This is a genomic window from Litoreibacter sp., assembly GCF_058136045.1.
This window is the reverse complement of the sequence record NZ_JBYVDD010000008.1, coordinates 73,251-86,680: the sequence shown is the minus strand read 5'-3', so window position 1 is coordinate 86,680 and position 13,430 is coordinate 73,251. Positions and strand designations below refer to the sequence as shown.

General features: G+C 56.3%; 12 protein-coding genes. 4 read left to right on the top strand and 8 right to left on the bottom strand.

Going from position 1 to position 13,430, the window contains the following annotated elements; translation table 11 throughout:
• Positions 1–67 precede the first annotated feature (67 nt).
• The gene (gene ptsP / locus AC3Y7R_RS12445) at positions 68–2,314 is read left to right on the top strand and encodes a phosphoenolpyruvate--protein phosphotransferase (RefSeq protein WP_490042368.1); all 2,247 of its coding nucleotides are present in this window, start codon (positions 68–70) and stop codon (positions 2,312–2,314) included.
• A 179-nt stretch (positions 2,315–2,493) separates the two neighbouring features.
• On the opposite strand, the gene AC3Y7R_RS12440 is transcribed toward ptsP, so the two are convergent.
• Both AC3Y7R_RS12440 and AC3Y7R_RS12435 read right to left on the bottom strand, forming a co-directional pair.
• Complete coding sequence (locus AC3Y7R_RS12440) at positions 2,494–3,270, bottom strand: EcsC family protein (RefSeq protein WP_490042367.1); 777 nt, start codon at positions 3,268–3,270, stop codon at positions 2,494–2,496.
• Positions 3,271–3,284: 14 nt separating this feature from the next.
• Positions 3,285–3,770 carry a GNAT family N-acetyltransferase gene (locus AC3Y7R_RS12435; protein WP_490042811.1) on the bottom strand — a complete coding sequence of 162 codons (486 nt, stop codon included), beginning with the start codon at positions 3,768–3,770 and terminating at the stop codon, positions 3,285–3,287.
• Positions 3,771–3,844: 74 nt separating this feature from the next.
• Between AC3Y7R_RS12435 and AC3Y7R_RS12430 the strand changes: the two genes are divergently transcribed.
• The gene (locus tag AC3Y7R_RS12430) at positions 3,845–4,450 is read left to right on the top strand and encodes a flavin reductase family protein (RefSeq protein WP_490042366.1); all 606 of its coding nucleotides are present in this window, start codon (positions 3,845–3,847) and stop codon (positions 4,448–4,450) included.
• An 80-nt stretch (positions 4,451–4,530) separates the two neighbouring features.
• Here the strand turns inward: AC3Y7R_RS12430 and AC3Y7R_RS12425 are convergent, their stop codons facing one another.
• The gene (locus AC3Y7R_RS12425; RefSeq protein WP_490042810.1) at positions 4,531–6,129 is read right to left on the bottom strand and encodes a SulP family inorganic anion transporter; all 1,599 of its coding nucleotides are present in this window, start codon (positions 6,127–6,129) and stop codon (positions 4,531–4,533) included.
• Positions 6,130–6,385: 256 nt separating this feature from the next.
• Here AC3Y7R_RS12425 and AC3Y7R_RS12420 point away from each other — a divergent pair, with 256 nt between their 5' ends.
• Together AC3Y7R_RS12420 and AC3Y7R_RS12415 are read left to right on the top strand one after the other, a co-directional pair.
• Positions 6,386–7,258, top strand: a complete 873-nt coding sequence (locus AC3Y7R_RS12420; RefSeq protein WP_490042365.1) for an S-methyl-5'-thioadenosine phosphorylase — start codon at positions 6,386–6,388, stop codon at positions 7,256–7,258.
• A 41-nt stretch (positions 7,259–7,299) separates the two neighbouring features.
• The gene (locus AC3Y7R_RS12415) at positions 7,300–7,839 is read left to right on the top strand and encodes an adenine phosphoribosyltransferase (protein WP_490042364.1); all 540 of its coding nucleotides are present in this window, start codon (positions 7,300–7,302) and stop codon (positions 7,837–7,839) included.
• A 118-nt stretch (positions 7,840–7,957) separates the two neighbouring features.
• Here the strand turns inward: AC3Y7R_RS12415 and AC3Y7R_RS12410 are convergent, their stop codons facing one another.
• The 5 genes from AC3Y7R_RS12410 to AC3Y7R_RS12390 form a co-directional block, all read right to left on the bottom strand.
• Complete coding sequence (locus AC3Y7R_RS12410) at positions 7,958–9,382, bottom strand: FAD-binding oxidoreductase (protein ID WP_490042363.1); 1,425 nt, start codon at positions 9,380–9,382, stop codon at positions 7,958–7,960.
• 75 nt (positions 9,383–9,457) lie between these two features.
• Positions 9,458–10,042: a GNAT family N-acetyltransferase gene (locus tag AC3Y7R_RS12405; RefSeq protein WP_490042362.1), complete on the bottom strand. Its 585-nt coding sequence runs from the start codon at positions 10,040–10,042 to the stop codon at positions 9,458–9,460.
• The gene (locus AC3Y7R_RS12400) at positions 10,043–11,302 is read right to left on the bottom strand and encodes a M16 family metallopeptidase (protein WP_490042361.1); all 1,260 of its coding nucleotides are present in this window, start codon (positions 11,300–11,302) and stop codon (positions 10,043–10,045) included.
• Positions 11,299–12,687, bottom strand: coding sequence for a threonine synthase (gene thrC / locus AC3Y7R_RS12395; RefSeq protein WP_490042809.1), 1,389 nt, complete (start codon positions 12,685–12,687; stop codon positions 11,299–11,301). The genes AC3Y7R_RS12400 and thrC overlap by 4 nt, the downstream gene beginning before the upstream one ends.
• An 11-nt stretch (positions 12,688–12,698) precedes the next feature.
• The gene (locus tag AC3Y7R_RS12390; RefSeq protein WP_490042360.1) at positions 12,699–13,373 is read right to left on the bottom strand and encodes an SURF1 family protein; all 675 of its coding nucleotides are present in this window, start codon (positions 13,371–13,373) and stop codon (positions 12,699–12,701) included.
• Positions 13,374–13,430 lie beyond the last annotated feature (57 nt).

Below are 13,430 nucleotides of genomic sequence, written 5' to 3'. Positions count from 1 at the left end.
TGCCCCCTCCACTTCCGCTACAAAACCCCATATATGTGAGGGAGTACCAGCATGGGGGGCGAAGAACTTGCCCGAGAGTTCCGAAAGTGAAAGCCGCAAGCTGCTTGGCCGCCTGCGCGATACCCTTGCCGAAGAAGGTGCAGGGCAGCAGCGGCTCGACCGCATCACAAGCATTATTGCAGGGTCAATGGGTGCAGATGTGTGCTCGATCTACCTGTTCCGCGACTCTGAGACCCTAGAGCTTTGCGCCACTGAGGGGCTGAACAAAGAGGCCGTTCACCAGACCCGGATGCGCATTGGCGAAGGGTTAGTGGGCCGCGTTGCGCTTACCAAAACCCCAGTAAACACACCCGACGCCCCCTCGGCGCGTGGATTTCGGTTTATGCCTGAAACCGGCGAGGAAATATTCTCTAGCTTCTTTGGCTTACCTATCCAGCGATTGGGCGAAACATTGGGCGTGTTGGTTGTGCAATCCAAGGATGCGCGCACCTATACCGATGACGAAGTTTACGCCCTAGAAGTTGTGGCCATGGTGCTGGCAGAAATGACCGAATTGGGCGCATTCCAAGATGAGGGCGCCGCGATGGGCGCGCGCCACACTCAACAAGCCTTGTTTCGCGGTGGATCTGCACAAGAAGGCGCGGCCGAGGGCCATGTCTACCTGCACGAGCCACGCGTGGTGGTCACCAACCCGATCGCCGACGACCCCCATGAAGAGGTCAAACGCCTAGAGCACGCAATTGCAACATTGCGCGGAACGGTCGATGAGATGCTAGGCGCATTGGGTAAACATTCTGATAAAGAGCAGGTGAAGGTCATCGAGGCCTACCGCATGTTTGCCAATTCGCGATCATGGGTGCGGCGCATGAAGGAAAACATCGCCCTTGGTCTATCGGCCGAGGCTGCGGTGGAAAAAGAGCAATCCGCCACCCGCGCGCGCATGGAAATGGTGCCCGATGCCTACTTGCGCGAACGCCTGCACGACCTTGATGATTTGTCCAACCGCCTATTGCGCCTACTCACAGGGCAAGGTCACGATACTGGCGCAGAAATCCCCGAAAGCCCTATTCTGGTGGCCAAAAATATCGGCCCCGGCGAGTTGCTGGATTACGGCAAAAAGCTGCGCGGCATTGTGCTGGAAGAAGGCTCGGTCGGCTCACATGCAGCAATCGTTGCGCGCGCGTGGGCCATTCCGTTGGTGATCAACGCCAAACGCATCCTAACCGAAGCCCTTAATGGCGATCACATCTTGGTTGATGGCGATCAAGGCGTGGTGCATCTGCGCCCCGAAGACAGCGTTGCCGCCGCCTTCCGCGACAAAATTGCCATGCAAATGCAGGCGCAAGAACGCTATGCCTCGATCCGCGAAAAACCGGCGAGCACATTGAGTGGCGAAACCATTGCCTTGCATATGAATGCTGGCTTAATGGCCGACTTACCGTCACTGGTCAGCTCTGGCGCCGAGGGGGTCGGGTTATTCCGCACCGAATTGCAATTCCTAACGCGTGCCCGCGTGCCGCGCCGCTCTGAATTGGCACAGATTTATGGCTCGGTCATGGATGCGGCACAAGGCAAGCAAGTGGTGTTTCGCACGCTTGATATCGGCTCGGACAAGGTGCTGCCCTACATGAAGCCAACCGAGGAGCCGAACCCCGCCATGGGCTGGCGCGCGATCCGTGTGGGCTTGGACAAACGCGGCGTTATGCGCATGCAGCTACAAGCCTTGATCCGCGCCGCTAATGGTCGGCCTTTGTCGGTGATGTTCCCTTTTGTGGCGCAGTTCGATGAATTTCGCGACGCGCGCCAACACCTGCTTGACGAGTTGGAGCGCGAAGATAAACTCGGCCATACATTGCCCTCCGACGTAAAAATCGGCGCAATGCTGGAAACCCCGTCACTGGCTTTTGCCCCAACGCAATTTTTCGAGATGGCAGATTTTATTTCCATCGGCGGCAATGACTTAAAGCAGTTTTTCTTCGCCGCCGACCGCGAAAATGAGCGGGTACGAAAGCGCTATGACACCCTTAACGTCAGTTTTCTGACCTTCCTTGAGCAGATTACGCAACGCTGCAACGAGACCAAAACGCCTATGAGTTTTTGCGGTGAAGATGCCGGACGTCCGATTGAGGCGATGTGTTTTGCCGCAATCGGTATGCGAGCCTTGTCGATGCGCCCAGCCTCCATTGGCCCAGTCAAAAGCCTGTTACGCCGCACCAATCTGACCGAGGCCAAAGCCGTTATCGACGCGGCCCGCAAGTCCGGTGACCAATCTGTGCGCCCGGCAGTAATGGATTGGCTCACTGGGCGCAGTTAAGTCCACCTGGGCTGAAAACGATTAGACCCACCCTCAGAATGACCTGAAGGTGGGCTAAATCGGCAGGAGGGAAGACCCGCCAGAAGATTAACTCGTTACTGACTCGTGCCATAAGCAACAACTTGAGTCATTGCTTGCCTCTGGCTCCCTCAGTTAAGCGCGCAATACTTAAAAATAAGTTAACGTCTAGGTAAGCCACTCTCGATTTCGTTGCGAAACGCCTCGATCAAGGCCGAGCGATCCGAGCCCGTGTCTTGCGCAAGCTTACGCAGCCCAAAGCTGACATGCGCCATCTCTTGGTAGTAGCTGGTGAAGCTGTAATTAATCGCGGCCCCTGTCACGGCCCCCAGCACTGGCACCGCCTGCGCTGCCAATTTCTGGCCCAGAACCAGCGCCAATTTAGGGGCCACCTGTTTGAGCAATGCCTGCATGGATGCGCCCGTGACACTGACCCGCAGCGTCAAGAAACTCAGGTCGGTGCTGTCATCCTCGGCCAATGGCCCGGCAGAAGAAAACACCTGTAAACACTCCGCCCGCGTGTCGGGGTCAGACGGGTCGAACCCATGCTCGACCGCGATGCCTTGAATGGCGCGCAATATAACTGTGGTGGTCACTGGCAGTTCCGCCAAGGCCGAAGGCAGCCCGCCAAACCCGCCTGCAGCCCCTGTTCCCATGGTCACCGCGCGGGTCAACCACTGGCCCGTATCAGGCACTCTTTCCCGGCTTTTTACCGCCGCCTCAAAGCTCAATTCCAACGCCTTGAGCGTCGCGGCATCCAGCCCATCGCGGGCCGAAGTCGGCAATTTGTCAAACAGCCCGTCGGCCTGAGCGCCAAGCACACCCAGAACCTTCATCCCGACCCCACGCGCCCCGCGATACCGCGCAGCAAGGTCTTTGATCTGCACCGCTAGTGATGGCTCAGCAGGCGTAACAGCGGGTAAAATTGATTGCTTCATAGTAAACTAAATGCTCACTCACGTTGCATTTTCAAGGCCGTGACTTCGCCACGCACCCCAATCCAATCCCCATATCCCAGCACACGATCAGGGTTCGTTGGCGGTGGCATTCTCACCCCGTCCAGTTTTTGAAACCCAAACTTTCCATAATATGGTGCGTCACCAATTAACAATACCCGCACCCAGCCAAGCGCTTTTGCCCGTGCCAGACTGTCCCGGATCAATGCCCCGCCCAGCCCCTCGCCTTGCCGTGTCGGGTGCACTGCCACAGGACCTAACAACAACGCTCTCTCATCCCCAACAGACACCGGCCAGTACCGGATCGCACCGCCAATTATGCCCGTCTCGTCACTGGCAACCAATGACAACTCCGCCACAGGGTCCACGCCATCGCGTAGCCGATAGGACGATAATGCCGTCCGCCCCGGTGCAAAGGACAGATCATAGAGCGCCTCTACCGCCCACCAATCTTGTGCTGTCTCAACCCTCAGTTCCAAAATTCTACGCCCGACTTTTCGCTTTCCGAGCACTCTACATGTCGCTACCTCTTGGGCAACCAAGAAGGAGACGCCAGATGTTTTACCGCCCCGAAGATGGCCACGGCCTGCCGCACAACCCGTTTAACGCCATCATTTCACCCCGCCCTATCGGCTGGATCTCCACGCGCGGCACGGACGGCTCCGAGAACCTAGCCCCCTACTCGTTTTTCAACGCAGTGGCCTATGTCCCGCCGCAGGTGATGTTCGCATCCACCTCCGCCAAACCGGACCGCGACGGGACCAAAGATAGCGTCTCCAACATCCGCGAAACCGGGGTGTTTTGTGTCAATGTAGTGGAATACGCCGCGCGTGATGCAATGAACGCGACCTCTGGGCCTTACGACAAAAGGGTTGATGAGTTCGACCAAGCCAGTATCGAGCGCGTGAAATGCGACACCATAGCTTGCTCCCGCGTGCGTAACGCACCGGCCAATCTGGAATGCAAACTGACCCAGATTGTACAACTCCCCGGAGAGGCCAACTTCGCAGTTTTCGGCGAGGTCACCGGTATCCACCTGCGCGACGACTGCATAGTTGATGGCATTTTTGACGTGACCACATTCCAGCCTTTGGCGCGGCTAGGATACAAGGATTACACCTATGTCAAAGACGTCCTCAGCCTGACGCGGCCAGGTGATTAATCAGTCACGGCTGGCCACACACAATAAAAAATGAAGCGCGCGCGTAGCGCGCTCCATGAGGTCAAGCCACGGCTAAATACTTAGTGCCCGCCCGCCATCACGCCGGTTTTTACCGAGTAATTTGTGACAATCTCATATTCAGGATCATCGTCGCTATCGACCATCAATTGGCCTGCATTGGTCAACAATTCGTGGCAATCACGGCTCAGGTGGCGCAGTTGCACGGTCTTGCCTTCATCCTCATACTTGCCTGCGACGGCCTCAATCGCTTGCAACGCAGACTGATCTGCCACACGACTACGCGCAAAATCGATGACAACCACGGATGGGTCATCTTTAGGGGTAAACAACTCCGAGAACCCCTCAGCCGAACCAAAGAACAACGGGCCTTCAACCTCATAAACCTTAACGCCTTCTGGTGTCATATGTGTCTCGGCATGGATGCGTTTGGCGTTTTGCCACGCATAGGCCAACGCCGATACAATCACGCCAACCACAACCGCAATCGCCAAGTCATACATCACTGTCGTGATCGTCACGAGCACGATCACAAACGCATCCAGACGCGGCACCCGGCGCATGATATTGAGCGAGTTCCACGCGAACGTCCCAATCACCACCATGAACATCACACCCACAAGTGCTGCCAGCGGGATCTGCTCGATCAGCGGCGAGGCCACCAAGATAAAGGCCAGCAAAAACAGCGCCGCCGCAATACCCGCCACACGGGTGCGACCACCTGATTTTACGTTAATCATGGATTGCCCGATCATCGCACAGCCGCCCATGCCGCCAAAGAAGCCCGTGACCACATTGGCAATGCCTTGCGCCACACATTCTTGCGATGCACCACCGCGCTTATGCACGATTTCGCCCACCAGGTTCAGCGTCAAAAGACTCTCGATCAGGCCAATCGCTGCCAGGATCAAAGCATAAGGCGCAATAATCCAAAGCGTCTCCAGGTTCATTGGGGCCAGTAGCCCACCGTAAAGCCCTTCGCCGTCGCCGCCAAAACTGAACGGAATATGAAACGGCGGCAGGCTCCCCGAAATGGGTGCCAAATCGCCAACGCGCGGCACATCAATACCAAAGCCCACAACAATCGCCGCCACGATCCCAATACCCGCCAAAGGGGCAGGAACCAGTGAAGTTACCTTTGGCGTAACCCAAATAATTGCCATGGTTAGCACTGTCAGGCCCAGCATAATGGCCAGCGGCGTTCCGGTCATCCAACTGCCATTAGCCATACCATGGCCCGCACTCTCGGCAGTACCCGGCACCTGAAATTGGCTCAACTGCGCCAAGAAAATAACGATTGCCAGCCCATTTACAAAGCCCAGCATAACCGGATGCGGAACAAGCCGGATAAACTTACCAAGTTTGAAAACCCCAGCACCAATTTGTAACACACCCATCAAAATAACCGTGGCAAACAGGTACTCAACACCGTGATCGGCTACCAAGGCCACCATCACCACCGCCAATGCACCCGTGGCGCCCGAAATCATCCCCGGTCGCCCACCAATACACGCCGTAATCAAACCAACGATAAAGGCCGCATAAAGCCCGACCAGCGGGTGCACCCCTGCCACAAAAGCAAACGCGATGGCTTCCGGTACCAAAGCCAAAGCCACGGTCAAGCCCGACAGTATTTCAATGCGCCAGCGCGCAGCTCCCATTGGGCCACTGGGCGCAAGGCTCAGCTCATTTAAGATCGGATTTTTGGCGAGGGCCGCCATCAGGGAGTTGCTCACGCTGCTGCCTCTTGTTCAGGTCATATATGTCATTGAGTTGCGGCCTGTTAGCGCACACAGTCTGAGATTGCACGAAATACTTACTACTTTACGCGACACAACTAGCGCACGGTGCATTTCCATCCGGTTAAGCTTGCGCCAATATGCCCCAAACAGACAAAACTACGACAAAGGAATGACCATGGCAGACACGATGATCGGTGTGATCGGCGGCTCCGGCTTATATGAGATAGACGGGCTAGAAGGCGCCACATGGCAAGACGTAGCATCGCCATGGGGCACACCGTCTGATGCAATTCTGACCGGCACGCTCAACGGCGTCAAAATGGCCTTTCTGCCCCGCCACGGCCGCGGGCATGTGCACTCCCCCTCCACTGTGCCCTACCGCGCCAATATCGACGCATTGAAACGTATCGGTGTCACGGACGTGATCTCCGTATCCGCCTGTGGGTCGTTCCGGGAAAACATGGCTCCGGGTGATTTTGTCATTGTAGATCAGTTCATTGACCGCACTTTTGCACGCGAGAAATCCTTCTTTGGGGCAGGCTGCGTCGCCCATGTCTCGGTCGCACACCCGACCTGCCCGCGCCTTAGCGCCGCGTGTTTAAAGGCCGCCAATGCCTCAGGCATCAAGACCCATAACGGCGGCACATATCTGGCAATGGAAGGCCCGCAATTCTCTACCGTGGCCGAATCCAAGATGTACCGCGAGGCTTGGGGGGCGGACGTCATCGGCATGACCAATATGCCCGAGGCAAAGCTCGCCCGAGAGGCAGAGATTTGCTACGCCTCGGTTGCAATGATCACCGATTATGACAGCTGGCACCCTGATCATGGCGAAGTCGACATAACCCAAATCATCGCCACATTAACAGGCAACGCAGGCAAAGCGCGCGACATGGTGGCCAAGCTGCCCGCACTACTGAGCCAAACCCGCGCGCCCTGCCCGCATGGCTGCGACCGCGCGCTGGAATACGCAATCCTCACCGCTCCTGATGCCCGCGGTAAAGACATCACCGCCAAGTTAGACGCCATAGCTGGTCGCGTCCTTTAGCCCGCATCTTCCCTTCGCAACAAAATACCTCGGAGCTTTCCATGCCCAACACCCGTCAGGTCAAAGACTACATCCGCACCATCCCCGACTTCCCAAAACCCGGCATCATGTTCCGCGATGTCACAACGCTTTTTCTCGACCCACGCGGCTTTCGCATGGCCATCGACCAACTCTTGCACCCCTATGCTGGCCAGCGTTTCGACAAAGTTGCAGGCCTAGAGGCACGCGGCTTCATCCTTGGCGGCGCCATTGCGCACCAACTCTCGGTTGGCTTCGTGCCCATCCGCAAAAAGGGCAAACTGCCCGGCAAAACCATCGAGCAAAGTTATCAGCTTGAATATGGCGAGGCCACGATGGAGCTACATGAGGACAGCCTTCAAGCAGGCGAAAAAATACTGCTCATTGACGATCTTTTAGCCACAGGCGGCACGGCCGAGGCAGGCATAAAACTCATCGAAAAACTTGGCGCAGAAGTCATCGGCTGCGGCTTCATCATCGACCTGCCCGACCTAGGCGGGCGCGCCAAACTAGAAGCCATGGGCCAGTCAGTGCACGCCCTTTGCCAATTCGAGGGCGACTAAACGCCTCCCCACCAATCGCTCCCTGCCCATCATTGTTCCATAAATATCCCGGGGGCGTGGGGGCAGCGCCCCCATTCTTTCAACTAAAACGGGCATAGGGGCCGCCGCCCCCATCTTTTCAGCTAGAAATCACCGCACCGGGGTTCATAATCCCCTTAGGGTCCAACGCCGCTTTAATCGCACGCATCGCTGCCAATTTTGCCGGATCGCCATAGCGCTCAAGATCGCCCACCTTCATGCGCCCAACCCCATGCTCAGCTGAGAACGATCCATCCATCTCAGCCACCAAATCATGCACAACCGTGCGAACGTCACTGCGCTGGTCGTCATAATCCGCACGCGCGCCCCCCTTAAGCGGGAACACGTTATAATGCAAATTGCCATCGCCCATATGACCAAAACAGTTGATCCGAAACTCACCAAGCTTTGCAAGCGCCACGCCGCCGCGTTGAATAAACTCAGCAATTCGCCCCACCGGCACCGATATGTCATGCGACGAGATCGACCCAATCCGCTTATTCGCCTCGGGGATATTCTCACGAATGGCCCAAAACGCCTCTCGCTGTGCGCCAGATTGCGCAATCACCCCATCAAAAACCAACCCACGCTCATGCGCCGCCACAAACAACTGCTCCAGCGCACCACAAGGCTCCACTCCCGCAACACACCCCACATCAACCAGCACCATCCACTCCGGCACCTCCGCAAATGGCACGCGAATATTTGGCCCGACTTCCGCCAAGAAATCCAACCCCATGCGGTTTATCAACTCAAACGCAGACACCTGTTCGCCCAACATCTCACCCGCTAACGCCAGTAAATCCAACGCCGCGCGCGGATCTCGCACCACTAACAACGCCGTCCCCTCGCCCACAGGTTTAGGGAATAACTTCAACGAGGCCGCCGTGATAATGCCCAACGTCCCCTCCGCCCCAATCAGCAGATGGCGCAAATCATAGCCGGTATTGTCCTTCTTCAAGCGCGATAACCCGTGCCAGACCGAGCCATCCGGCAATACCGCCTCCAGCCCCAGACACAAATCGCGCGCATTACCATAGCGCAGCACATTCACGCCCCCCGCATTGGTCGACAGATTGCCCCCAATGCGCGCCGATCCCTCTGACGCCAGCGATAACGGAAACACCCGCCCCACGCCCTCCGCCGCGGCCTGCACCGAGGCCAAAATGGCACCCGCTTCCGCCACCAACACATTCTCACTGGGCCAAACATCACGGATCGCAACCATCCGCTCCAGCGATAAAATCACCGGCTCCGGGCCACGCTCCATAACCTGTCCGCCAACCAATCCAGTGCCGCCGCCATAGGGAACAATCCCCACCCCAGCTTGCGCACACACACGCACAACGGCGGCAACATCCTCAACGCAATCAGGGGCCACCAGCAACCCGCCTTGCCCAACATAACGCCCACGCGGCTCGCGCAAATAGGCGTCACTCAGCTCGCGAAATGCCGCCTCAGGCAGCACCGCACGCAATTCATCACGCAAAATATCCGTCACTGGATTCAGCATTTCAATCCTCATCGCAACACAGCCTGATAACGCATTCAAACCAGTTTCTTTTTGCCAAAAATACTCAAAGAGCCTCAGCCCCCTAAATCAACCAACATCCGTTTTTCCGCGTCGATCCCCGCGCAGGTTGGAAAACAAAACATGGTTGCGCCAACGCCCATCAATTTGCAGATAGCTTTGCGCTACACCTTCATATTTGAAACCGGATTTTTCCAACACCCCACGCGAGGCCGCGTTTTCAGGCAAGCAAGCCGCCTCAATGCGACTAAGATCAAGCGTGGTAAACGCGTAATGTACCAGCGCCAAAATCGCCTCGCGCATATAGCCATGCCGCGCATAATTTTGACCGATCCAATACCCAAACGTCCCCGATTGGGCCGGACCACGGCGAATATTATCCAACGTTATAGCCCCCAGCAGCGCCCCATCTTCGCGCCGCTGCATGAACACCGGAACCGCATTGCCATTATTAACTGATCTTTGTGCCCAATAGACCCGGCTGGTAAAGCTTTTCCGCGTCAAATGATCGTCGGCCCAATTAGGCTCCCACGGGGTTAAAAAATCACTCGAGGCACTGCGCAACGACGCCCATTCGCGGTAATCACCATGCATAGGCAAGCGCAAAATCATACGTTCCGTTTGGATGTTGACCTTGTGCTTACGTCTCAACATTTAGGCGGCCAATCTGCGTGTAATTTCATCCAAATTACGCGCTTTCTCAACCGGCCCATATAGCGCCATAGCCGCCTGTTCGCCTGATAATTTCTCAGCAAAACCACGCACTTGCGCGACACCCACCGCATCAATCTTAGTCACGGTCTCCGACAAAGGCGGCACTCGACCCCAAATTCCAACCACCCGCGCCAACCGCTCGGCGCGCGATGAGGGGCTCTCTAATCCCATCAACAATCCGGCCTTCATTTGCGTGCGTGCCCGCGTTACTTCCGCTTGCGATAAATCCCCCGCCGCGCGCTTCAACTCGTCCACTGTGATATCGGCCAATTCAGCGATATCATCACCCGATGTGCCTGCATAAATCGTCATCATTCCCGTGTCGGAATGCGACCCGATCGAGCTGAAAATAGAATAGCATAGCCCACGTTTCTCGCGCACTTCTTGGAACAATCTCGACGACATCCCGCCCCCAAATGCCGAGGCAAAAACCTGCGCAGTGTAGAAATCATCGTCACGATATCCCGGTGCTTCCAGCGCCAATGTGAAATGCGCCTGCTCTAGCGTTTTCACTTCGCGCCGCTCCCCGGATAGGAACTTCGCCACCTGCGCATCGCCCACTGGGCGCGCCGCCATATCGCCAAACATATCCTCAGCCATGCGCACGATCATGTCGTGATCCACCGCCCCTGCCGCTGATAAAATCAGGTTTTGCGGGCCGTAATGCTGCGCCACAAACCCAGATAAATCCTCGCGCGAAAACGCACGCACACGCTCTGCTGGTCCCAAGATCGTCCGCCCAATTGGCTGGTTCGGGTAGGCCGCTTCTTGCAGCCAATCAAACACCACATCATCAGGCGTATCCAGCGACATGCCGATCTCTTGCAAAATCACACCACGCTCGGTCTCGATCTCGCTTGGATCAAACACCGGATTGCGCAAAATATCCCCGATTACATCCATCGCCAGCGCCACATCGCCCTTCAGCACACGCGCGTAATAGGCCGTCACTTCGCGCGAGGTATAGGCGTTGATATAGCCGCCCACATCTTCAATCGCCTCGGCAATTTGCAACGCACTGCGCCGTTTCGTGCCCTTAAATGCCATATGCTCTAGGAAATGCGCGATGCCGTTTTGCTCAACACGCTCATGACGCCCGCCAGCATTAACCCATATCCCGATCGAGGCACTTTCCAGACCCGGCATATTCTCAGTCACGATCCGAAACCCGTTGGACAGGGTGTGCAATTGCTCGCTCATGTTTTGATCCGATCGCGTATAAGCGCTTTGATGGCTTCGATATCATTTGGCAACTCGGTCATGCGCTCTGGGCGCTCGAACAAATCCCCCATTCGGTCCGGCAAATCGGGGTGGTGACCCGATGCCGCCTTAACCGCCGCAGGGAATTTCGCCGGATGCGCCGTGGCCAGCGTCACCATCGGAGTAGCCCCCAAATGATCGCCCGCAACTTTTACCGCCACTGCGGAATGCGGGCACAATAACTCGCCCATCGTCGCTTGCGCTTGCGCAATCATCGCCGATGTTTCTTCTTCCGATACACGGCCCGACACATAGGTCTCTTTCAGCGCCTCATAGGCCCCTTGGCTGACCTTAAATTCACCACTGCCTTTCAATGCATCCATCTGCTGGCGCACCGCCGCACCGTCTTGACCATAGGCATAAAACAAGGCGCGCTCAAAATTGGACGAGACCTGAATATCCATCGACGGGCTAATCGAGGGCTTCACGCCCTCGGTCGTGTATGCCCCTGTTTGCAACGTCCGGTGCAAGATATCGTTTTGGTTAGTGGCAATCACCAACTCGCCAATCGGCAGCCCCATTTGCTTGGCAATATAGCCCGCAAAGATATCGCCAAAATTGCCCGTTGGCACAGTGAAACTAATCTCGCGGTCCGGCGCGCCCAGCGACACAGCAGAGCTGAAATAATATACCACCTGCGCCAAAACCCGCGCCCAGTTGATCGAATTTACCCCCGCAAGGCGCACGCCATCACGGAAATCGAAATCATTAAACATCTCTTTGACGGCCGCTTGGCAGGTGTCGAAATCACCCTCAATCGCCAGCGCATGCACATTATCCTCAGACGGCGTCGTCATCTGGCGGCGCTGCACATCAGATACGCGCCCCTGCGGGAATAAAATAAACACATCCACCGCATCTAACCCCCGAAAGGCCTCGATCGCGGCAGAGCCAGTATCACCCGACGTTGCACCAACTATCGTCACCCGCTCGCCCGAGCGCTTCAGTGCCGCTTGGAACAACTGCCCAATAAGCTGCATGGCGAAATCTTTGAATGCCAATGTCGGCCCGTGAAACAGCTCTAGCAAGTAATGGTTCGTGCCCAGCTGCACCAATGGCGCGCGCGCATCATGGCCAAACCCCGCATAGGCTTTGGCTATAATCTCACGGAATTGCGTATCGGTGAATGTATCGCCTAAGAACGGGCGCATCACAGTGAACGCTACCTCTTCATAAGACGCACCGCGCAATGCGCGAATAGCATCCGCATCCAGCGTCGGAATGGTCTCGGGCAGGTACAACCCGCCGTCACGCGCAAGGCCCGTAAGCATGGCTTGCTCGAATGTTAGCTCAGGTGCTTTACCGCGAGTAGAGATGTAGCGCATGGGGTATTCCTTTAAATCTTCCGCTGCCTGATACGCCAAAGCAAAAATGCTGTCATCCCAAACCAGATGATCGCGAGCAAAAACCATGTAATGGCGTAAGAAAGGTGGTCATTAGGGATGCCAGTGCGGCTAACGGGCAACGGGGTGATCTGGCGAGTGGGAGGGGTGGCTTCACGCAAAACCAAGAGCACTGGCTCGGCACCAAGCTTGATCGCCATGCGCTCAACATCGCGGGCAAACCAAATGCCGCGTGCCTCATCAGGTTCAGGAGTGTAGCTGTCAATTTCTTCTGGCCAATGCAAATTACCAGTCAGGGTAACCTCGCCCGCCAGACTCTCGGGTAGCTTATCGGCAATTGGCAGCACGCCGCGGTCAACCATGATTGTACGCCCGCCCGTCGTGAATGGGCTAATGATACGGTAACCAGCACCAATACGCTTTTGGCTGACTAAAATTCGAATGCGATCTTCACCAAATGTGCCCTGTGCCTGAACTGGCATAAATCGATCCGTAATAGGATCAGACGTGAGAGGTAAAACAACAGGTGCTGCCGCAATGCGAGCATCAATTTGCGATAGCATCGCTTCTTTCCAACTAAGTCGCTTTACCTGCCATGCCCCAAGGCTCATCAGAATAGCACATCCAATGAGACCAAACAGCAAGGGTAAAATCATTCGCTTGGTCATGTCACCTCACGCAAGAAGCGCGAGGATTTCCCCTCGCGCCAAAAGTTTGCCTCAAAC

Coding starts and splice junctions, on each gene's coding strand:
- AC3Y7R_RS12430 (WP_490042366.1), top strand. CDS start 3,845: ATGTTTTACCGCCCCGAAGATGGCCACGGCCTGCCGCACAACCCGTTT.
- thrC (WP_490042809.1), bottom strand. CDS start 12,687: ATGCGCTACATCTCTACTCGCGGTAAAGCACCTGAGCTAACATTCGAG.
- AC3Y7R_RS12410 (WP_490042363.1), bottom strand. CDS start 9,382: ATGAGGATTGAAATGCTGAATCCAGTGACGGATATTTTGCGTGATGAA.
- AC3Y7R_RS12400 (WP_490042361.1), bottom strand. CDS start 11,302: ATGAGCGAGCAATTGCACACCCTGTCCAACGGGTTTCGGATCGTGACT.
- AC3Y7R_RS12440 (WP_490042367.1), bottom strand. CDS start 3,270: ATGAAGCAATCAATTTTACCCGCTGTTACGCCTGCTGAGCCATCACTA.
- AC3Y7R_RS12415 (WP_490042364.1), top strand. CDS start 7,300: ATGCCCAACACCCGTCAGGTCAAAGACTACATCCGCACCATCCCCGAC.
- AC3Y7R_RS12405 (WP_490042362.1), bottom strand. CDS start 10,042: ATGTTGAGACGTAAGCACAAGGTCAACATCCAAACGGAACGTATGATT.
- AC3Y7R_RS12420 (WP_490042365.1), top strand. CDS start 6,386: ATGGCAGACACGATGATCGGTGTGATCGGCGGCTCCGGCTTATATGAG.
- AC3Y7R_RS12390 (WP_490042360.1), bottom strand. CDS start 13,373: ATGACCAAGCGAATGATTTTACCCTTGCTGTTTGGTCTCATTGGATGT.
- AC3Y7R_RS12425 (WP_490042810.1), bottom strand. CDS start 6,129: ATGGGAGCTGCGCGCTGGCGCATTGAAATACTGTCGGGCTTGACCGTG.